Consider the following 22,586-nt stretch of genomic DNA (forward strand, 5'->3'; position numbering starts at 1 on the left):
GAGAATGTAATTTTTTAGCCAAAAAGGATGAGTATATAATATATAAAGAGCTCAAATTCACTCATTTTGTTAAAAATATTGTTAACATATTTTTAAAAAAAAAATTATGTTACATTTGCGCTTTAACAAAATTTTAAAATCCTCGATGAAAAAATTACTAACATTACTTATTTTATTAGTTTCTTCTAGCGCTGTATTTGCTCAGAGTACAGAACAGAAGATTCAAAATTATTTAGATAGTAACTATAGGAACTATAGTTTGACCCTAAATGATGTTCAAGATTGGACTATTGAAAGTACAGGAACATCAAAGGCTACCAAAATTACCAATTATTATATTAAGCAGCAGTATCAGGGGATAGATATTTTTAGAGCTGTATCTAATGTATGGTATAAAGATGAACAAGTTATTAATGTAGCAAATAGATTTTTAACTAATATTGAAGATAAAGTAAATACAACAAGTGCTAATATAGCTGTTACAGATGCTTTTACTTTAGCTTTAAGTGCTGTTAAAGAAGATGCTTTTTCTACAACTGTTATTGAAAATAAAGATGCTAACAACTATTTATTACAAAACGGTGCTTTAACAGAAGATCCTGTTTTAGCAGAATTAGTTTTTGCTAATGTAAATAACGAAGGGCAAACGTTAAAACTTGCTTGGGACTTTACTTTCTACGCACAAAACTACCAACACTTATGGAGTGTTAGAATAGATGCTGTAAATGGTGAAGTTATTGAGAAAGAGGATTGGACTATTTCTTGTAATTTCGGGAAAGCTCCTAATGCAGATATGGCTGAAATATTAAACAAACGTGTTAAAGAAAACGCTTTTAGTTTTGAGAAAGAGGCTTTTGTTAAAAATAATGAGTCATTCATGTTTAATCCACCTACTGCTTCTTATAGAGTTTTACCTTATTATGTTGAAAGTCCAAATCACGGAAGCAGACAGTTATTAACAAATCCTGAGAATTTAAATGCTTCTCCTTACGGATGGCATGATGTTAATCAGGCAGACGGTGCTGAGTTTACTATTACAAGAGGTAATAATGTACACGCGCAAGACGATCCTGATGGAGATAATGGTGCTGGATATTCGCCAGATGCCGGATCTACTTTAAATTTTGACTATGCATATCCTGGAACTGGAGTTACTGCAGATACTTATGTAGATGCTGCGGTTACCAATTTATTCTACATGAATAATATTATGCATGATATTACATACCAATATGGTTTTGATGAGCCAAATGGAAATTTCCAGCAAAATAACTATGGAAACGGAGGTACTTTCAGTTTCTTTGGAGATTATGTGTTAGCAGATGCTCAAGATGGTGCAGGAACGAATAATGCAAACTTTTCTACTCCAGTTGATGGAAACAGACCAAGAATGCAAATGTACCTTTGGGATAATGGTCCAGCGCCAAAGTACTTAACAGTAAATGCTCCTTCTTCTGTTGCGGGAGAATACATTTCTTTAGATAATGTTTTTGATCCAGGTCATGTAGCACCACCAACAGAGCCTAATGGAATAACAGCTGATTTAGTTTTATTTGATGATGGTGTAGGGCCAGATACTTCTGATGCTTGTACAGCGGCCACACCAACTAATGCAGCTGAAATAAATGGTAATTTTGCTATTATAAGAAGAGGTGATTGTACGTTTGTTAGTAAAGTTGCTATGGCTCAAAGTGTTGGAGCTATTGGAGTTATTATAGTAAATAACGTTTCTTATGCCGAAGATGGCGAGAATGATTATGTGAATATGTCTGGTGCAGATGCATCTATAACAATACCTGCTATTTTTGTTTCTAAAGCTGACGGGGAAGCGCTTATTGCTGAAATTGAAAGTGGAAGTACTTTAAATGTTACTTTTGAAACTCCTGGTGATGTATTTATTAATTCTGATGGTGATTTTGATAACATGGTTATTGGTCACGAATATGGCCATGGTGTTTCAACAAGACTTACTGGTGGATATTCGAACTCTTCTTGTTTAGGAAATAATGAGCAAATGGGTGAAGGATGGTCTGACTGGTTAGGTTTAATGTTACAAATTGAAGCTGGAGATATTGGAACTGATTATAGAGGTGTTGCTACTTTCTTAGCAGGTCAAGATGTTGACGGTGGAGGTATTAGACAATACCCTTATTCAACTGACTTTAATGTTGACCCGCTAACCTTAGCAGATACCAATGATTATACTTATGTAGTTGATGGTATTACGTATACAGATGTTCATAGTGTTGGTACTGTTTGGGCTTCTATGTTATGGGATTTAACATGGGCTTACATTGAAAAATATGGCTTTGACGCTGATATCTATAACGGTACAGGTGGAAATAATAAAGTTTTCCAACTTGTGTTAGATGCAATGAAGTTACAGCCTTGTAACCCTGGTTTTGTTGATGGTCGTGATGCTATTATTGCTGCTGACCAAGCAACTACAGGAGGAGAAGACTATTGTTTAATTTGGGAAGTTTTTGCTGCAAGAGGTTTAGGAGTTAATGCTAGTTCAGGATCTACATTTAACTCTACTGACCAGGTTGAAGATTTTACAGAACCAGCTCAAGGTCCTAACTGTACATTCTTAAGAACTGAGAATATCCAAGAAAGAGCTTCTGTTAATATTTATCCTAACCCATCTACAGGTATATTCAATATTGAAATTGCTGACTTTGCAGGAGATGTTGAGGTTACCGTATTTGATATTAATGGTAGAATAGTTTATGAAGATTTCAAAGCTGATTTCAGCGCTAAATCTCAAGTTAATCTTGGTAGTTTAGATAGAGGAATGTACATCATTCAATTAAAATCTAATGGTCTTGATTACGTAACTAAGTTGATGAAAAACTAAGATACAATAGAATATATAAAAAAAGCGTCCATGAAAATGGACGCTTTTTTTATGTATACACCATTACTAATGGTAGTGTTTTCAAGTTAAAATTTTAGGTTAGTGTATTAGGGCAAGTAGGCTTTAGCCATGTTAATCTTACTTATAAGACCAAAAGAAAACATATTACTTTCTTTTTGGGCATGCTCATATATTGCTATAGCCTTTTCAGCTAGTGGTATTTTGTTTGTTTTCTTCTCTAAAGGGAGTACTTTTAAAAGAATGTCTCCTAAAAGTTCTTGGTTCTCAAAACTAAGTGAATGCTCCTCTATCTTAGCAAAAAAATCAAGTATAGATATTTCTATTATATCGGAAATAGAAATTCCTGTAAGTGCTATTAATTGCGCGTTTAAAGCTTGTTTCTGAGATTGTTCCCAATAGTCTGGTACAAATTCTAATTGTAATATTTTACCAAGCTCTTCACTTAATTTACGCTGATCCTGATCTTTAAATCCTTTGGTGAACATTCTTATAATTTATAGGTAAGCATTAACCCGCCTTCATAAGGTAGCCAATCTCCACTTCTATCAAATTGTCTATTCATGTCTTGTACTTGGTCTTGGTCGTATTGTTCTCCTGTGCTTAAGTAATATCCTCTATAGAAACTGCCTATAAATCCTCCTCCTACAAATAATTCAAGCCCCCATTTCTCATTAATTTTAAAATTATAACCTAAAGATGCACCACCTAAGTAGGCATATCCTACTTGGTATTTATCGGTGTTCCAATAGTTATATTTTTGCATTTTAAAGTTAGCACCACCTATGTTTAAACCTGCAAAAAAACCATGATCTATGGTGTCTAAATGGTAGCGTGCCTCTGCTATTAAGAAAAAGAATTTTTGAGGTCCACCATTTACCGATTCCCATAAAGAAGCAGTTGCACTAGCTTGTACCGACCATTTACCACCAATTCCCGTTTCTATTGCAAAATTGGGTATTAAAACTGCTGCTAAAGGGAGATTTCCTTTAACATAAGTTTGAGCACTAGCTTGTTTTGAATACAAAAAGCTAAGCGCTAGAACTAAAGAGCAGATAATAACTTTGGTTTTTTTGGCTTTCATGTTTTTTAGTTGTTATGTGGTGTGTATTCTTTAACAGCGTCTACAAAGGCTTTAGCATGGTCTACTGGTACGTTTGGTAAAATACCATGACCTAGGTTTACAATATAATTGTCTACGCCAAAATCGTCTATCATGCTATGAACCATTTTTTTAATGGTTGGTATTGGCGACAGTAAACGAGAGGGGTCAAAGTTACCTTGCAATGTTTTTTTGCCACCTGTTAGGTAGCGCGCATTTTTTGCAGAGCATGTCCAGTCTACTCCAATAGCAGATGCTTTACTTTTAGACATTTCGTTTAAGGCAAACCAACACCCTTTACCAAATACAATAACTTTGGTGTAAGGGGCAAGAGCCTCTGTAATTTGGTTCATGTATTTCCATGAAAACTCTTGGTAATCTTGCGGAGAAAGCATTCCTCCCCAGCTATCAAAAATCTGAACCGCTTGTACCCCTGCTTTTACCTTTTCTTTTAAGTAAGCAATGGTGGTATCTGTTATTTTTTGCAATAATGCATGTGCTGCTTCTGGCTGACTAAAACAGAAGCTCTTAGCAATATCAAAATTCTTTGAACCTTGTCCTTGTACTGCATAGCACAGAATTGTCCATGGAGAGCCTGCAAAACCTATTAAAGGCACTCTATCAGCAAGCATCTCTTTAGTTAGTTTAATGGCATCCATAACATACCCTAATTCTTCTTGTATATTTGGTACAACCACTTGCTCAACATCTTTAGCAGACCTAATTGGGTTTGGTAACCATGGGCCAACACCTGGTTTCATTTCAACCTCTATGTTCATGGCTTGTGGTACTACCAAAATATCAGAGAATAAAATAGCAGCGTCTGTTTTTACAATGTCTATAGGTTGCACTGTAATTTCTGCAGCTAATTCAGGAGTTCTACATCTAGTAAAAAAGTCATACTTTTCTTTTAATGCCATAAACTCTGGTAAATATCTACCTGCCTGACGCATCATCCATACTGGTGGGCGACTTACTTTTTCGTTATTTAAAGCCTTTAAAAAAAGATCGTTCTGTATCATTTCTCGTTTAATTCCTTATTAAAATGTTTTACCACCTTTACAATTACGTTTTCAATAGTAGGCTGGGTGGCTGTAATAGTATTTTTGGTATATGGTTTTATGGCATCTTCTGTTGTGGTGCCAATGCAAAACGCAATTGCATTTTGAAGTTTGTTACTAAAGAAAAAGCTTTCTGCTTGTGATGGACTAAAAAATAATACTCCATCAAATTTGCCAGGTATTTCCTGAGGTGCAAAAAAGGTTTTATAGCTTACTACTTCTTCTAGGTAAATGTTGTTTTTTTTAAGTAAAGAAGGCATCTCTTTACGTCTAATGTTACCACAGAAATAAGTGAATTTTTCCTCTTTTTTTTCAGCAACTAAATAGTTACCTAGTTCTTTAGAATTTGCAAAACTTTTGGTAACGGTTAATGCTTTTGAAGTTATTAGGCTTGCAGTTTTAGCACCTACGCAATAAATAGTTTTAGTATTTAACGCGCTCAACAGGTTATTGTGCTCTAAGCTTAAAACTCCATTTTTGCTTGAAATTATAACATTATTACAAACAGTATTTTCTTTAATATCTGTAAATGCTACCTTAATAAAGTCGGCTTGCACTAAAGCGAATCCTTTATTTAAAAGAAGTTCTTGCTGTGCAGCACTTAATACTTTAGTAGATAGAATTCTGATGGTATTCATTATGAATTTTTATCACAGATTTTAGAAATGTTATCGTTTAATCCAAATACTACTAAAATATCATTTTTCTCAATAACTGTATCCGCGGCAGGTATACCAATTACTTCCATAATGCTAGTAGTATTACCAATAATATTGGTTTTTTCTTTCTTTCTTAAAATGGTAATAATGTTCAATTTGTATTCTGCACGAATGTTTAGATCTACAATTGATTTGCCCACAAATTTTGGGGGTGTTTTTATTTCTGAAATAGAATATTTTGCATCAATCTTAAAATTGTCTACAATATTCTTAAGGTTAATTTTATTGGTAAGCTTTTCAGCGGCTTCTTGCTCTGGGTGCACAATTGAAACAATACCCATGGCTTGAAGTACCGTGTCGTGAATAGGCGATAAAGATCTACTAATTACCTTTGCATTAGACATTTTCTTGATGATTGCGGTGGTAATTATAGCGGCTCCTTCATTTTCTCCAATAGCCACTACAGCCATATCGGCTTGTTTCATGGGTAATGCTTGGTATCCTAACTCGTTGGTAGAATCCATACAAACACTGTGAGCTATTTTATCCTTCATCATATCTGCCTTGGTTAAGTCTTTATCAACCCCAATAACTTCGTTACCAGTTTCGGTTAAACTTAATGCCAAAGACATTCCAAAATTTCCGAGTCCAAAAATGATTATCTTCATTTCGCTTAGTTTATTAAAATATTTTCCTGAGGATATTTATAAAACTTCTGTTTTACTTGTTTAAGCATACCAATCATTAAGTTGAGCATACCAATACGGCCAATAAACATTACCGCTATAATAACGTATTTACTAGGCTGACTTAATGTAGGGGTTACGTTTAAACTTAATCCTACGGTACTATAGGCAGAAAAACTCTCAAATGCTATTGCTAAAAGATCTTTCTCCGGTTCAAAAAATAAGAGTAATAAAATAGATACTCCAATTACTATTAAAGATATACAAATAATTGCAAATGCTTTGTTGGTAGTACTACTAGATATTTCTCGGGTATTAATTTCTATTCGTTTTTTTCCTTTAGCTGTTGCTAAAATGTTCAAGGTTGCAATAGCAAATGTACTTGTTTTAATACCCCCTCCTGTAGATGCTGGCGATGCCCCAATCCACATTAATAAAATAACAAACAGTAAAGATGGGGTTGCCACCTGGGTATAATCAATAGTATTAAAACCTGCTGTTCTTGGTGTTACCGATGAGAACATAGCAGTAGTAATTTTACCTAGGGTTGTTGTGTGTTCTTTTAAAGAGTGTTGCCCTTCTGCAAAAAAGAAAAATATAAAACCTGCTACCAATAAGATAGAGGTAGTAACAAATATAATTTTAGAGTTAAGTGTAAACACACGTACCGGTAAGTGCTTTTTTCTTTTGATAAAGATGTTTACAAAAATAGCTTTAAAATACGTAAAGGTGTTAAATACAATGTTATAACCCAAACCTCCAAATACTATAAGTGCCATAATTACCCATTGTAAAGAGTAATTAAAACGTAAGGATTCTGCATACAAACTTGATGAAGAGGTTGAAAAACCTGCATTACAAAAAGAAGATACAGCATGAAATATAGAGAAGAAAAGCTTGTCTTGTATCTCATCTATATCTAATACAGTATAATAAATGCTAATAGCACCAATAAGTTCTAATGTAAGGGTAAACAAAACAATGTTAACGGCTACCTTAAATACATCTTGTAAATGCTCTGAGGCAGTAAAATCTTTTACATACATACCTTCTCTAAAAGAAGAACTCTCTTTAAAGAAAAAAGCAAAGAACGATGTAAATGTTAAGATACCCAACCCACCAATTTGAATAAGTACCAATATTACTATTTGCCCTAGTTGAGTAAAGTCTTTAGCGGTATCCATTACGGCAAGCCCTGTTACACAAATAGCACTAGTAGAGGTAAATAAAGCATCGGTAAAGTTAATACCGTGTGTTGTTACCTTAGGTAGCATTAAAAAGAAAGCACCTATTAGCGAAAAAATACCGAAACTCCCAACAAACAAAATAGCGGGGTTAAAGTAAATTTTATAAATGTATTTAATTAAAAATGTTAACCTTAGCAGTAGGTAAAAGAAGAGGCCTACCTCAAAAATTACCTTAGACTTAAGGGTTAATAAAAAAATAGATTCTTGTCTGTGTGATAATAAAAATAGTGCGGCAGAAATAATGGTAACTGTAATAATACTCATGTTTACAGCCACGGTTCTTCTAGAACTTAAATCTTTATACTGAAAAAACTTTACAATATTAAAGGTTAAGAGTAGTGCACTTAGAGTAAAAAAACCTACTAACTTATAAGGTCTATATCCTTCGTTAATATTAAATCCAAAATCGAATATGAGGAAGAACAAGATAAAAACATCTATAAACCTATATATATTTTGAAGCGTTTTCTTATTCATTAGTTGTTTTTGGCTTAAGTACTTTTCTAATCTCTTTCATCATCTCCAAACCACCATTTTCCAATAAATTAGTAGCACAAATATTACCAAAGTTACTAAAGGATTCTTTAGCAACAGACTTTTCAACCATTAATTTTTGTTTTCCGTCTAAACTAAATAAAGCCCCGGTAAAGGCTATTTGATTATTTGCCATAGTAGCAATAGCCCCAATAGGAGCCGTACAACCCCCTTCAAGAGTTCTTAAAAAATCTCTTTCAATATGTGTGCAAATATCGGTTTCCTCATCGTTTAGTTTACTTAAGGCATTTAAAGTAAAATCATCCTTTTCCATAGCTACCACTAGCATAGCACCTTGCGCAGGGGCAGGTACCATCCAATCTAATACGGTATGGTTATCTGGTGTAAGATTAATTCTTTCTAAACCAGCTTTTGCAAAAATGGCTCCGTTCCAAGGGTTGTCTTTAAGTTTCTGCAAACGGGTATTTACATTACCTCTTAAATCTTCTACCTTATGTGTTGGGTATTTATTTAGCCATTGTGCTTTTCTGCGTAAACTACCGGTAGCAATGGTTCCTGTTTGTTCCAGAAAATCGGTAGTACCTTTGTGTACCAAAATATCTTCAGAAGGTGCTCTTTTAAGTACAGCAGCCTTTACAATACCTTTTGGTAAAAGGGTAGGTACATCTTTCATACTATGAACGGCAATATCAACTTTGCCAGCCAACATAGCAACATCAAGGGTTTTAGTAAAAATACCAGTAATGCCTAACTCATACAAAGGTTTATCTAGTATAATATCTCCGGTAGATTTTACCGGTACCAATTCAGTAGAAAATCCTAATTGTTCTAATTTATCTTTTACGGTATTTGCCTGCCATAATGCTAATTCACTATCGCGCGTACCAATGCGAATTGTTCTCATTAAAAATCTTTTTCAAGCTGAAAAACTTGTTGAATAAATTCAATACTATCACTAGAAGAACTACCAGAGTCTTTCAGATGATTTGCAAAATGTGTGGTTATTTTTTGAATAATTCGGTTGCTTAAAATTTCTGCCTGCTCTTCATTGAAATCAGATAATTTTTTACGCTGATAATCAATTTCGGCATCTTTAAGCGACTTAAGTTTTTTATTCAGCGCTTTAATGGTTGGTGCAAATTTACGAGTTTCTAACCAACTAATAAACTCTTGCTTAATTTGCTCTATAATGGCTTCGGCCTGTGGTATGTATTGTTTTCTATTTTGTAGTGTTTCGTTGGTTAGTTGCGATAACAAATCTAAAGGAACTAAGGTTACATTATCTAAATCAGCAACATCATCTGCTACGTTAGCCGGTACTGATAAATCTAAAATAAGTAACTCTTTATTAGGAAAAATAAGCTCTTTAGAAATGGTAGGGTTTTGCGCCCCTGTGGCAACTATTAAAATATCTGCTTTTCTAATTTCAGAAGGCAGATCAGCATAATCTTTCACAACCAAATCAAATTTTCCGGCAATTTTTTCAGCCTTGTCTTTGGTTCTGTTAATAAGTGTTATTTGATTATTCTTGGTATGCTTTACTAGGTTTTCGCAAGTGTTTCTACCAATTTTACCTGTTCCGAAAAGCAAAATATTTTTTTCAGAAACGTTGGCAACATTCCTTAAGATGTACTGTACAGAAGCAAATGAAACTGAAGTTGCCCCCGAAGAAAGCTTGGTTTCGTTTTTTATTTTTTTGCTTGCTTGTATCACCGAATTGGTAAGTCTTTCTAAAAACGGGTTGGCTAAACCATTCTCTTTAGAATTGGAGAAACTTTGCTTTATTTGACTAATTATTTCAAAGTCGCCTAAAATTTGACTGTCTAAACCTGTGCCTACTTTAAACAAATGCCCAATAGCATCTTGGTTTTTGTAAACATAGGCTACCTTTTCAAACTCATCTACAGTACCATGAGAATGTTCGCAAAGTAATTTAATTAATTGAAAAGGATGTTGAGCAAAACCATATAACTCGGTACGGTTACATGTAGAGGTAACTATAAGACCATCAATACCTTCGTTTTTAGCTTGAAGTAATAAATTAGCCTTGCCGGTATCTGTTAAACTAAAAAGTCCACGCGTTTTAGCGTCTGCTTTTTTGTAACTTAAACCAACGGCGTAAAAAGTACTATGCTTAGAAATATTATATCGTTCCATTTGCTCAAACCGGAAATCTGAACAAAAGTAGTTTGGTTAACATTAAAAAAATAACGCTAAGCGTACTTTTTTTATCGCTTGAAGAGTTGTACTTTTATAATATGCTTACAACCCTTAAAAATAGTGGTGTTTACCGAAAACAGTGGTGTTGGCTAATTATTAGTTTAGAACAATTCTAAATAAATTAAACGCGATTTACAGATGGAAATGATAGAGAAAAATAACGCTCAAGGTTCACTTAATGAAATTGAAATAGAAAAAGGGTTCATTGTTTTAAAACATCAAAACGATACCGAAGAAACGGTGTTGGTAACCAAAGATGTGGATTGTAGTTTTATCCAGTTCCATTTTAGTTTAAAGGGCACTAGCAAGTTTAATTTTAATGACGGAGCTTATAGTTTAAATGTTGGGGAAGAAAGTGCGTTGTTACTTTACAACCCGCAGCGCGATTTGCCTATTAACCTTGAAATAGAGCCTAATAGTTGGTTGGTATCTATTTTAATTTCTATCAAAAAGTTTCACTCCCTATTTTCTGCAGAGGCAGATTATATTGATTTTTTGAGTGCTGATAATAAAGATAAAAAGTATTATAACGATAGTAAAATTACGCCTATCATGGCGGTAGTTTTACACCAACTTTTTAATACAACCCTTAATAAATACATACAACCTTTATATACCAAAGGGAAGGCTTATGAGTTGTTGAGTTTGTATTTTAATAAGGAAGATGCCGATATAGAACAATGCCCGTTTTTAATTGATGAAGAGAATATTTTAAAAATTAGAAAGGCGAAAGAAATTGTACTAAACAATATGGCAGAGCCACCAGGTTTGCAAGAGTTGGCAAATGAGGTGGGGCTTAATGTGAAAAAGCTAAAAGTTGGTTTTAAACAACTATATGGAGATACGGTGTATAGCTTTTTGTTTGATTATAAAATGGAGTTTGCCCGTAAAATGTTGGAGACAGGAGAGCATAACGTAAACGAAATTAGTTTGCGAATAGGGTATAGCACCCCTAGTCATTTTATATCTGCCTTCAAGAAAAAATATGGTACTACCCCAAAACAATATATAATGGCTTTGAGGTAGCCCGTTTTTTTAATAGTTCTGTACTTTAACGCGTTCTCTACCTTTAAATTCAAGTTGTTCTAAAGTATGCTTTATCAACTCGTCTACATCTGAGTGGTCATAAATGGTTTTTGAATATGAGAATTCAGGTTCATACATAGGGGTTGAATTTTCAGGTACCGCATAGGTTTTAATGGCTTTAGTTTCGTTGCCACTACTTTTATATACGCTTACTACACGGTATATGTAGACATCAAAAGTGCCTAGTTTATTGGCAATTTTTTTCTTTTCTATAAGTTCACAGCTTTTAACCGAACTGTAACTACGTGAGCTTATTTTTCTGTAGGTATACCCTACTAATAAAGAGTCTTGTACAAAGTATTCTTTAGGATATAGTTTTAGTGCATCCTGATTTTCTAAAAGCCTGTATAAAATAGAAATGTGTTTAGGATCTTTAGCATACTGCACCAATGCTTCTTTGTTAGGTTCTTTACCAAATAAGTATTGAGTTATATGATAACTAATTTTAAAATAAGGATTTTTAGATTGTACTATTTTTTCAAAAAATTCAGCTACATTCTTTTGTTTTTTATAAGGGTAAAGCAAGGTTATATAATCTTCCATAGGTAAGTGTTTGGTAGAAGCACTTAAGTAAGGCTCTTCTTCTGTAAAGTCTTGCTTAAGCATTATTTTAGCTTCATTAAGTAACTGACTTACCTGATTTTTGTACATCTTAGCTTTTACTTTTTTGTGCACCAATAAATCTGCTAACGAATGAAATATAGGATATTTATATTCTTCTATAGAGGCATATTCTAGAATATCAGGATATAAATGACTACCCAATGCCAATGAATCGGTAAAATGGTTGATAAAATAAAAGCTTTTAACATCTACAGGAAAATCTTCTTCTAATAAGCCTAGTATTTCTGTTATGGCTTTTGTGTTTTTATTTTGAGCTAACTGATTTAATATGAATTCTTGTATGTGTGGGTCTTGGTAAGAGTTGTAGTAAAGTTGTTTTAAATACGGTTTTACTTTTGGGTTATAAGCATTAGCAATGGCCGAAAGAAATACAAATTTTATAGGTTGCTGTTCTGTGGTAAAGTTAAAGTTAGATACAAACTTCATTAAGGTATCTAGGTGTTTTTCGGTAAATGAAACTTCATTGTATATTTCTTTTACGATGCTGTCATTTGCACGTAGTTTTTCAAAAAACAATGGTGCTTTATCGGTAAACGGACTTTTTCCTATTACGGTATCGGCTGGTTTAAAATTAGCATAGAAGTTTTCTACAAACGTTGTTGGCTTGCTAATGGTGTCTCCCATTGTTTTTAAACGGTATAGGCTACCATTTTTAAAAAAGCTTTTTACATAAATAGCTCTGCTGCTAAGTGTATCTGTAAGTATGCGTGTTTCTGTATAAACACTGTCTTTGTCAATTGCACGAATAGGTTTACTGGTAATAAAGCTAGTTTTGTCTTGGTCTATTTCAAATTCATTATTCCATAGGCTATCAATGTTAGCATAGGTGGTATAATCGTTTAGTTTAATAAGTTCTACATTTATTTTTTCGCTGTTTCTATTAAGGTATACACTTGTTTTTACGTATTTTTTATAGGTGTCTTCGTTTTTCTTATTTCTATTATTGTATACCGGATGAATTACTAAATTGGTATGCTCTGGTACCTTAGCATTTGTTTTGGTAGTAAAGTGTAAAGCGGTATCAATTACCTTTTCAAATGGTTTTTCGTATGTTGGTTGCTTAATTTTTAAAGAGGTAAAAAATGCTGTAGCATCTTTTTCTGTTGCATTAAATGCACTCATTAAATAAAAGTTGCCTTTGTGTAGTGTAGTAGCTACATGTACTTTGGTGTTGGTAGTAGAGTCTACTATGCCACTTGAGGTTAGCAATGAATGTTTACCCAAGGTGGTAAATGGGTTATATGCTGGGGTTACATCTAAACTTTCGTAAAAGCGTCGTTGGAAGTGTTTTAATTCAAAGGGATCTTCTTCAATATAATTAAACTCATTATGTGTTACTTTTTCTAAAGTGTAAACGCTTCCGGTTTGGGTATTAACTGCTTGAATAAGTTTGGTGCCTATTTTATCGTAATTGTAAAACGCATATTCTTCGGGTACAGTAATTTCAAAACTTTTAAAAGCATCGGTTACCGTTGTTAAGCTGTTATTTGTATGGTTTCTAAAAGAGATAGTATTAAAAATAGCATCGCTATGTGATAAAACAAACTCTTTTTTACCCCCCATTTTAAAAATTACAATTTCTAAAGGGGTTTCAAAAATTTGGTAGCGTTGGTAATCTCCATTTTTAAGTTTACTAACAATATTATATCCTGCATAATTACCATTAGTAATAGGAGTTTTGGTAGTGATGTTGCCAGGTATTACTTCAAAAAACAAATTCTCTAATTCTTTTAAAGATATACTATCGGCCTTTGGTAAATAATGAAACCTACTAACCCTTATAAGTGATACATACGAACCATTGGTAAGGTCTGGTGAACCATAAAATGTAGCATTGTTTATGGTGCCCATGTTGTATAGTTTACTAGGTAGTTTTAAGTTTATGAAATTGGTTTCGGTTCCGGTTTCTTGTAAATCTGTATTCACAAATTTATCTTCAAACTTTGCTTTAATTTTTTTCCCTTTAGCAGTTTTAGAAGATTGTAGGGGTGTTACTGTGTATCCTGCATCTCTTAACAGTTGTATAACCCCATTTTCACCTGGCAAGTGGGCTGCACCAACACCAGTAAAGGTACTTCCTTTTTGAATGGTGTTTATAATACCTCTAGCCATTATCTTGTTACGCTCATAAAGCATGTACTTTAGATAATTTTTATTGTAAAAACCTCTTTGTAAAGAGTCTATAAAGTTAATGTTTCGTTCTCTGTAAGCGTTTTCCATTAAGCTTCCGTAGTTCTCATTTTTCAGCTTTTTCTTTAACCACTCATCAGGTATATCTTTAACATCATCCTCTCTAAGATGCATCATTAAAGAGTCTGATTCTTTAATATCTTCTAGCGGAACAAATTTTTTGTCAAACTTTTTACAAGCTTGATAGATAAACATATCTAAATAGGTTTCGTCTTCAAAGTTTTGCGAATAGTCATTGGTACGGTACAGCACACCATTAATCATTTGGTTATCATACCCAAATAAAGAGGCTACTTCATTAATCGTGGGTTGCTTAATATTGGCCTCTCTATAGAGTCCACCTCTGTAATAATTATAAAAATCTATTGAAAACTGTTTATCTATATAATAATCTAGCCATAAATTTGGGTCGCTTTCTAGGGCAACATATTCGGCATTGTCTAGGGCATTAAAAAATACATCGTCAAGTCTAAAGGCTATTTTTGCACTTACGTGCATAGTACCATATAGGTAAGAGGGTTGTTTTAAATTATTTCCAGAAATTTGCCATAATAAGCTATTATCGGTTAATGACTGTGAAAAAGCAACATAGCTACTAATTAGTAGTAAAAGAAGAAATTTAAATCGCATTATCGTGTGGTTAGATATGTAAAAATAGAATTAAATACTAATTTTGAAAAAAAAATAACAGATGAAAGGCGTATTATTTGTGAATCTTGGTTCTCCAGACAGCACTGACCCAAAGGATGTTAAGAAGTATTTAGATGAGTTTTTAATGGATGAAAGGGTTATTGATCAGCCTTATTTGTTACGAGCTTTCCTAGTAAAAGGAATTATTTTAAATACACGTCCTAAAAAATCTGCGGCTGCGTATAAAAAAATATGGTGGGACGAAGGTTCGCCACTTATTGTATTGTCTGAGCGCTTACAAGAAAAGGTGCAAGAGAAAGTTTCTGTACCAGTGGCTTTAGCAATGAGATACGGAAATCCTTCTATTGAAAGTGGACTTCAAGAGTTAGCAGATAAAGGGGTAGACGAAGTACTTTTAGTGCCTTTATACCCGCAATTTGCTATGGCTACTACCGAGACTATTTTGGTATTGGCAGAGGAAATAAGAAAGAAAAAATTCCCTAAAATGTCTTTTACAGAGTTGCCTGCATTTTATAATCATGCAGATTATGTAAGAGTGTTATCACAGTCTATTGCAGACGAGTTGAAAGATAAAAAATGGGATTACTTATTATTCTCTTACCACGGAGTACCAGAAAGACATATAAGAAAATCAGACATTACTAAGTCGCACTGTCAAATAGATGGGCAATGTTGTAAAACACCATCACCTGCACATCAGTTCTGTTACCGTCATCAGTGTTATGAAACTACAAGACAAGTAGTAGAAACACTAGGTTTAAAAGAAGGTACCTACAGTACATCGTTCCAAAGTAGATTGGGTAGAGACCCATGGTTACAACCGTATACCGATAAAACCATTGAAGATTTAGCCCATAAAGGAATTAAAAACTTAGCGGTAGTAACCCCTGCCTTTGTATCTGATTGTTTAGAAACATTGGAAGAGATTGGTATGGAAGGTAAAGAGGAGTTTATTGAAGCTGGAGGTGCTAATTTCTACGCAATACCTTGTTTAAATGACCGTGAAGACTGGATAAATGTACTAGCACGTTGGGTAGACCAATGGGCAGCAACACAAGAAATAACAGCTTAATATTTGTACCTAATGGAAGAGTTTTATAATTATGTAAAAGCACTTCATCTTATTTTTGTAATTACCTGGTTTGCTGGGTTGTTTTACATACCTAGGCTTTTTATGTACCACATAGAGGCAGCCGCCAAGCCAGAGCCAGAAAAAAGTATTTTAACGGAGCAGCTTAGGTTAATGACCAAGCGTTTATGGTTTATTATTACTTGGCCATCGGCAATACTGGCTACTACCTTTGCCATTGCTTTACTTATTATAAGACCCTTCTATTTAGAACAACCTTGGATGCATGTAAAATTGCTGTTTGTAGTTTTTCTTATTATCTACCACTTAAAAACACATCAAATATTTAAGCAACTGCAACAAGGCATTGTAAAATACACGTCTAACTTTATGCGTATTTATAATGAAGGGGCTACTATTATTTTATTTGCCGTTATCTTTTTAGTGATTTTAAAAAGCGCTATAAACTGGGTGTTTGGTGTAGTTGGCATTTTTGTATTAGGTATTTTATTAATGCTGGGTATACGTTTGTACAAACGTATTAGAGAAAAGAATCCGGAGGCTTAATAAGCAAGGTGTTATGGCACCATATTTGAAAAGTTAGGCATAAGATGCTTTAATTTAGTATCTTTAAACAGCAAAACACAACAGCCGGTGCTAAAAAAAATATCTTTACGTTCGCGTATTTTTGTGGCCATGATTTCATTGGTAATTATTGCATGTTTGCTAATTGCCATTGTAACTATTTACCAATACCGGCAACAAGCAAAAGATTACCATGAGTCTCGTTTAGAAACCAAAGAAGAGCAAATTATGCTCAGTATTGACTATGTGCTAAAGGGAACTACTTACGAGGTTACTACCGAGAATTTACAATATATTTTTAGAGATGCTATCTATGAGATTGCAGATATACAAAATGTAAATTTTAATATCTACGATCTTGATGGAGAGATTATTAAAAGTTCGCGCCCGCAATTAGTGTACAACGGTTATGCTACACAATTAAGCACCGAGGTTTTAGATAATTTATACAACAGCCCCAACAAAAGGTATGTTGCCTATCAGCACGCGGCAGGTAATAGCTACCAATCGTTATACGTTTATATAACCGATGCCCGCTTTAAACCCATAGGTATTTTAAATATACCTTATTTTGAAGACGATTCTTTAACCAATAGAGAGTTAGAAGAGTTCTTATACCGCTTGGTAATTGTATATGTGTTTATGATTATTATAGCGGTTTTCTTGGCGTATTTTGTATCAACTTATATCACCAAATCTTTAAAAACTATTTCAGATAAGTTACACGAAACACAGTTAACCAAAGGAGACCAGAAAATTTATATAAAAGATCCTAGCGACGAGCTACGTCACCTTATAGAAGCCTATAACGGAATGATTGATAAGCTGGCGGAAAGTGCGGTAAAATTGGCTAAGAGTGAGCGTGAGCAAGCGTGGCGAGAAATGGCAAAACAAGTAGCACACGAAATTAAAAACCCATTAACGCCTATGCGTTTAAGTGTACAAAGTTTTGAAAGACGTTTTGATCCTGCCGATCCTAATGTGCATACAAAAGTAAGTGAGTTTTGTGAAACGCTAATTCAGCAGATTGATACTATGAGTAGTATAGCATCGGCATTTTCTAGTTTTGCTAATATGCCTGCCCAACAAAACGAAACGCTAGATGTGGTAAGTGTAGTAAAGCTAGCACTAGACATTTTTAAAGAAGAAAAAATTATATACCGCCCACAGCAAGATGAACTGATTGCTAAATTAGACCGTACGCAATTAGTGCGTATTATTACTAACTTAGTAAAAAATGCGTTGCAGGCTATACCAGAAGGTAAAGAACCAAAAATATTGGTAAGTGTATTTGCAGAAGGCGATGCTATTAAAATACAAGTGGCCGATAACGGAATTGGAATTTTAGAAGAAAATAAAGATAAAATATTTGAGCCCAAATTTACCACCAAAACCAGCGGAATGGGATTAGGTTTAGGAATGGTAAAGAATATTGTGGAAACCTATAAGGGAACCATTACATTTACATCTAAACAAAACACCGGAACCGTATTTACGGTAACATTTCCAAAAGAAAAAGAACTTTAATTATGGATTACAACAACATCATTACAGCAAAGGAAAACAACCTGGCAATTATTACTATTAACAGGCCTAAAAAGTTGAATGCACTAAACAACGAAACTATTAAAGAGTTGCACAGTGCTTTTGAAGTTTTAGATGCAGATGCTGAGGTAAAAGCTATTATTATTACCGGGAGCGGTGAAAAGGCATTTGTGGCTGGGGCAGACATAGCAGAATTTGCATCGTTTTCTGTGGAAGAAGGTACTGCATTGGCAGCCAAAGGCCACCATACGTTATTTGATTTTGTAGAGAATTTAAAAACACCGGTTATTGCGGCTGTGAATGGTTTTGCATTAGGAGGTGGTTTAGAGCTAGCTATGGCATGCCATATTAGAGTAGCTAGTGATAGTGCCAGAATGGGCTTGCCAGAGGTGTCTTTAGGAGTAATACCAGGATATGGTGGTACGCAGCGCTTACCTAGACTTATTGGTAAAGGGAGAGCTATGGAAATGATAATGACTGGTGGAATGATAGGTACAGAATCAGCACTTATGTGGGGGTTAATAAACCACATGGTAGCACAAGAAGAATTATTGCCATTTTGTAAAAAGTTGGCTGAAAAAATTACTAAGAACTCTCCGGTAGCTATAGGTAAGGCTATAGAGGCTGTTAACGGCGGTTTTAAATATGATGTAGATGGTTTTAAAACAGAAATTGAGGCTTTTGGATATTGTTTTGGAACTGAAGATTTTAAAGAAGGAACTACGGCATTCTTAGAAAAGCGTAAAGCTGATTTTCCAGGAAAATAGGCTGACTTTAAATTATATTTACAGAGAGGAAGGATGGTTTAACCATCCTTTTTTTTAGTGTACCTTTACGCATATTAGATGTGTAATTAGCGTATCTAATAGTTAAACAACCCAATCAATTTCTTTAGTTTATGAGAAAAATAGCTTTTTTAGTCGTATTACTTTTTGCTTTTATAAAGCCTTTGCAGGCACAACGTTACTATCCATCTTTTAGGAAATTATTAGTGATGGATGATCAAGTTAAAATACCTAAGGAGTTTAACTTTTTTAGAGATTGGTATGTAGCTTCTAATAGTAAGGTTTTCTACAAAGATTTACAGTATAATATAGATGCTAGAAATTCTGCCATGTTTTTTAGTATGGCACTAATTCCTAAAACCAATTATGATTTTGAATTTCTAAACACCGATATTGTTTTATCTTTTAATAAAAATTTAGAAGATAGAAGCAACCCTATTAGAGTTATCTCTACATCTGAATGGCCTGGCTATGCTTATGGGTTGTCTTATACAATTGATGAAATTTACCCTAACAACTACTTAAGAATGTTTAGCATTATTAAAGTAGTGCAGTCTATGAGCGAAGCACAGGTGTTGGCTAGCTGTATAAACCATTACGATTTTGAAGATGACGCTGCTGTTGTAGAACAAGCCATTGCTCTTTTAAACAAAAAGAATGGAATTGCATTAAGTTTTGAGAATCTAAATGATGTTAAGCTTAATGAAATGTGCAAACAAATAGCAGAATTAACAGGTAAGCGCACTAGTTTAGATGGTATTTATAAAGCCTTTATTGAAGGATCTACTGCAGAAGAGACACATAAGAATCTATCGGAGTTTTTAGCTACCCTCACAGTAGGCAGTCTAGAAGAATATATAAATAGATTTTTACTACCAAAATGGCAAGTAGAATTTGCCGATAATGCTTTAAGTATAGCTTTACCCGAAAGCTATTTTGAGCAATTAGAAAACAAGAAGGAACCTGTGTCTTTTAATATACGTAAGATTGAATATGCCCCAGTTTTTGATTATGAAAAGGGAATGTACTTAGATGTTAAAATATATCCGGAGTATATGAAGAATATGTCTTTTGAATTTAAAGCTGAAAAAAGTAAGGTGATACAAAGTAAAGGTAAATACCGTACAGCTAAGGTTGCAGAGAATAGCTTAGATTATATAGAATTTTATATTTATGAAGACGATATAAATGTAAATATATCTATTAAGCAAACTAGAAATGAGTATAGTGGGATATATCAACTTTATAAGAATATCAAATTTAAAAAGAAATAAGGGCGCTTAGTTTAGACTAAAGAGCTGTTTCAAAATTGCACAAAAAGTTAATTCTCTTTTATAGCAGAAAGTTAAATAATATTTTACTCGCGAATGAAGATATAATACCAAAGGTGGTTTTTATTTTTAACGCGTAGTGCAATGTCAGACGATTCTTTTTTAAAAGGGCGTGGTGCCCAAAAAAACATACATAATCGCTTTTTAGAAGGGGAACATACACCCGATGCCGAATATTTAGAGTATTGCTTTAAAGAGGGAGAAGAAGCAGACAATAACAAAACTAGGTTTGTTGAGGTTTTTCCTAAAACGATAGTGAATAAGGTACATAGTCCAGATGTGGGTATGTCGTATTCTATGAATCCTTACCAAGGGTGTGAGCATGGTTGCGTGTATTGCTATGCACGTAATAGCCATGAGTATTGGGGGTATAGTGCTGGGTTAGATTTTGAGAGAACCATACTTGTAAAGAAAAATGCTCCTGAAGTTTTAGAGAAAAAGCTACGAAGTAAGAGCTGGCAGGCACAACCTATTATACTTTCGGGCAATACAGATTGTTACCAACCAGCAGAAAAGAAATTTGAAATTACCCGTAGTTGTCTAGAGCTTTTTTTAAAGTATAAGCATCCGGTAGGTATCATCACCAAAAATGCCTTAATACTACGCGATTTAGATATTTTAAAGCAACTAGCCCAAGAGAACTTAGTAGGGGTAAATATTTCGGTAACTTCATTGTCTGAAGAAACCAGACGTCTGTTAGAGCCCCGTACCGCTACTATTAAAAAGCGTTTAGAAACTATTCAAATATTATCGGAAAACGGTATTCCTGTAAATGCTATGTTGGCACCTATTATTCCGGGTATTAATAGTCATGAGATATTACCTATGGCAAAGGCAGTATCTAGTGCAGGCGCATTGTCTATTGGCTACACTGTAGTAAGACTCAATGGAGCTATAGGAGAAATATTTACAGATTGGATTCATAAAACAATGCCTGATAGAGCTAATAAGGTACTCAACCAAATTAAAGAATGCCACGGGGGTAGTTTAAACGATAGTAGGTTTGGGCAACGTATGCGAGGAGAAGGTGTTTTTGCAATGCAGATTAAAAGGCAAATAGAATTAGCTAAGGCAACCTTTTTTAAACAGAAGAAATTTCCGCCGTTATGCACTTCTAAATACATTAAGAATCAAGATGATCAGCTTAAACTTTTTTAAAAAGTAATATTTGGGTAATCTTTCTTATGTAACTTTTAATTTACTTAGGCTACAGATACACATATTAAAATAGTATAGCGATGAGTAACTTAACATTGGCAGAAAACCAACTGACCTTAGAAGAAGCACAGAAAAGAATATCTAATTACCTAGCAAGCAAAGAAAATTTTCAGGCAGATTTACAATTGTTGGAAAAGGGAGCCATAAAACCCCAAGAATTTTATGAAAAGTATAAAGAAGATAGTAATCAGGTTTTAAGAGCCTTTACCATTCCTGGGGATGATTTTATTTCGTTGGCCAATATGGAAGGTGTAAAACAAGTAAGAGCTTATTTAGGTATTAAAGATGGTGAAACTAAGCCTTGTTTATTGTTATGTGGGGTAAACGATGAAAATAAAGATATTGTATATACGGTAGAGCAACAGACCGCTTTGGAACTAAAAACTTCTGGGGTATATGATTTTACATCACCATGTCCTTCTGTTTGTGATACAAACAGCGCATTATTTGTAAAGTAAGGTTGCTTTATAATCAAGATAAAATACAACGAGCTTGGCTCAATATTAAAAGAATGTATAAGTGAAGCTGCTTCGAGGGTGTTTACCTTGGAGGCAGTTTATTAAAGCAAGAGTTACAGATACTTTAATGCTAAAGCTAATAATGTATTGATACGGAAACTCTTTTAGCAGCGTAAATTATGTACGATTTTGTAGCATTTTTAAACTTTGCCCTATTAATTTTAAACACCATACTTTTTACGGTTTACTTACCTAAAAATAAAAACAAACCTTATAAAATTTTCACAGTATATTCATGGTGCATGGTTGTTGTGCAACTGTTTACCTTGTACTTAACAAGTATAGGTGTCACTAATTTATTTCTATCTCATTTTTATTTTTTAGTGCAGTTTATACTCTTGTCACTTGTTTTTAAGAATTTATTATCAAAAAGTTTTTCTAGGTTAATTCTTGTGTTGCTAGTGTGCATACCTCTTATGGTAATCATTCAATTTATAATATACCCTTCTATATTCCATAAGTTTTCTGTGTTAGAAGTGTTGCTATGTTCATTGAGTTTAGTGGCTTATGGTATTATATATTTATATACATCAGTAGATGCCCAAAAAAGAACTTGGCTGTTATTTACTTCGGGCCTTATAGTGTATTTGTTATCTAGTAGTATTGTATTTACGGGCGCAAATTATTTTTTAGAAAAGG

General features: G+C 33.8%; 18 protein-coding genes. 9 read left to right on the plus strand and 9 right to left on the minus strand.

The annotated features are described in order from the left end of the window. Nucleotides 1-145 precede the first annotated feature (145 nt). A complete protein-coding gene (locus Y10_RS03005) occupies nucleotides 146-2,857 on the plus strand; it encodes a T9SS-dependent M36 family metallopeptidase (RefSeq protein WP_281763885.1) in 2,712 nt (903 codons plus the stop codon). Nucleotides 2,858-2,964: 107 nt separating this feature from the next. On the opposite strand, the gene Y10_RS03010 is transcribed toward Y10_RS03005, so the two are convergent. Genes Y10_RS03010 through hemA form a run of 8 tightly spaced genes read right to left on the minus strand, consistent with a single transcriptional unit; the run spans nucleotide 2,965 to nucleotide 10,282 of the window. Next, complete coding sequence (locus Y10_RS03010; protein ID WP_281763886.1) at nucleotides 2,965-3,363, minus strand: hypothetical protein; 399 nt, start codon at nucleotides 3,361-3,363, stop codon at nucleotides 2,965-2,967. 2 nt (nucleotides 3,364-3,365) lie between these two features. Continuing rightward, entirely contained in the window at nucleotides 3,366-3,959 is a 594-nt protein-coding gene (locus Y10_RS03015) for a DUF3575 domain-containing protein (RefSeq protein WP_281763887.1), read from the minus strand. 5 nt (nucleotides 3,960-3,964) lie between these two features. Next, nucleotides 3,965-4,999, minus strand: coding sequence for a uroporphyrinogen decarboxylase (hemE, locus tag Y10_RS03020; protein ID WP_281763888.1), 1,035 nt, complete (start codon nucleotides 4,997-4,999; stop codon nucleotides 3,965-3,967). Further along, nucleotides 4,996-5,676, minus strand: coding sequence for a uroporphyrinogen-III synthase (locus tag Y10_RS03025; protein ID WP_281763889.1), 681 nt, complete (start codon nucleotides 5,674-5,676; stop codon nucleotides 4,996-4,998). The genes hemE and Y10_RS03025 overlap by 4 nt, the downstream gene beginning before the upstream one ends. Then, on the minus strand, nucleotides 5,676-6,365 hold the full coding sequence (locus Y10_RS03030) for a potassium channel family protein (RefSeq protein WP_281763890.1): 690 nt from the start codon (nucleotides 6,363-6,365) through the stop codon (nucleotides 5,676-5,678). Before Y10_RS03030 ends, Y10_RS03025 begins: the two co-directional genes overlap by 1 nt. 5 nt (nucleotides 6,366-6,370) lie before the next feature. Then, a complete protein-coding gene (locus Y10_RS03035) occupies nucleotides 6,371-8,107 on the minus strand; it encodes a TrkH family potassium uptake protein (RefSeq protein ID WP_281763891.1) in 1,737 nt (578 codons plus the stop codon). Further along, a complete protein-coding gene (hemC, locus tag Y10_RS03040) occupies nucleotides 8,100-9,029 on the minus strand; it encodes a hydroxymethylbilane synthase (RefSeq protein ID WP_281763892.1) in 930 nt (309 codons plus the stop codon). The genes Y10_RS03035 and hemC overlap by 8 nt, the downstream gene beginning before the upstream one ends. Then, a complete protein-coding gene (hemA, locus tag Y10_RS03045) occupies nucleotides 9,029-10,282 on the minus strand; it encodes a glutamyl-tRNA reductase (protein WP_281763893.1) in 1,254 nt (417 codons plus the stop codon). The genes hemC and hemA overlap by 1 nt, the downstream gene beginning before the upstream one ends. Nucleotides 10,283-10,483: 201 nt before the next feature. Between hemA and Y10_RS03050 the strand changes: the two genes are divergently transcribed. Further along, on the plus strand, nucleotides 10,484-11,371 hold the full coding sequence (locus tag Y10_RS03050) for an AraC family transcriptional regulator (protein ID WP_281763894.1): 888 nt from the start codon (nucleotides 10,484-10,486) through the stop codon (nucleotides 11,369-11,371). A gap of 9 nt (nucleotides 11,372-11,380) precedes the next feature. Here Y10_RS03050 and Y10_RS03055 read toward each other — a convergent pair whose 3' ends face one another. Next, nucleotides 11,381-14,875 carry a TraB/GumN family protein gene (locus Y10_RS03055; RefSeq protein ID WP_281763895.1) on the minus strand — a complete coding sequence of 1,165 codons (3,495 nt, stop codon included), beginning with the start codon at nucleotides 14,873-14,875 and terminating at the stop codon, nucleotides 11,381-11,383. Nucleotides 14,876-14,936: 61 nt separating this feature from the next. Here Y10_RS03055 and hemH point away from each other — a divergent pair, with 61 nt between their 5' ends. The 7 genes from hemH to Y10_RS03090 all read left to right on the plus strand — a co-directional run bounded on the left by hemH (nucleotide 14,937) and on the right by Y10_RS03090 (nucleotide 21,887). Beyond that, entirely contained in the window at nucleotides 14,937-15,968 is a 1,032-nt protein-coding gene (gene hemH / locus Y10_RS03060; RefSeq protein ID WP_281763896.1) for a ferrochelatase, read from the plus strand. A 12-nt stretch (nucleotides 15,969-15,980) separates the two neighbouring features. Next, nucleotides 15,981-16,532 (plus strand): CopD family protein, encoded by a 552-nt coding sequence (locus Y10_RS03065; RefSeq protein WP_281763897.1) that lies wholly within the window; start codon nucleotides 15,981-15,983, stop codon nucleotides 16,530-16,532. 129 nt (nucleotides 16,533-16,661) lie between these two features. Then, nucleotides 16,662-18,077, plus strand: a complete 1,416-nt coding sequence (locus tag Y10_RS03070) for a sensor histidine kinase (RefSeq protein ID WP_281764758.1) — start codon at nucleotides 16,662-16,664, stop codon at nucleotides 18,075-18,077. Between the two features lie 2 nt (nucleotides 18,078-18,079). Then, nucleotides 18,080-18,862 carry an enoyl-CoA hydratase-related protein gene (locus Y10_RS03075; protein WP_281763898.1) on the plus strand — a complete coding sequence of 261 codons (783 nt, stop codon included), beginning with the start codon at nucleotides 18,080-18,082 and terminating at the stop codon, nucleotides 18,860-18,862. A 131-nt stretch (nucleotides 18,863-18,993) separates the two neighbouring features. Beyond that, a complete protein-coding gene (locus Y10_RS03080; RefSeq protein ID WP_281763899.1) occupies nucleotides 18,994-20,154 on the plus strand; it encodes a hypothetical protein in 1,161 nt (386 codons plus the stop codon). A gap of 141 nt (nucleotides 20,155-20,295) precedes the next feature. Next, nucleotides 20,296-21,369, plus strand: a complete 1,074-nt coding sequence (locus tag Y10_RS03085; RefSeq protein ID WP_281763900.1) for a PA0069 family radical SAM protein — start codon at nucleotides 20,296-20,298, stop codon at nucleotides 21,367-21,369. An 80-nt stretch (nucleotides 21,370-21,449) separates the two neighbouring features. Further along, nucleotides 21,450-21,887, plus strand: coding sequence for a hypothetical protein (locus tag Y10_RS03090; protein ID WP_281763901.1), 438 nt, complete (start codon nucleotides 21,450-21,452; stop codon nucleotides 21,885-21,887). Nucleotides 21,888-22,586: the final 699 nt, after the last annotated feature.

It is taken from the genome of Neptunitalea lumnitzerae (genome assembly GCF_027924185.1).
GTDB lineage: Bacteria > Bacteroidota > Bacteroidia > Flavobacteriales > Flavobacteriaceae > Neptunitalea > Neptunitalea lumnitzerae.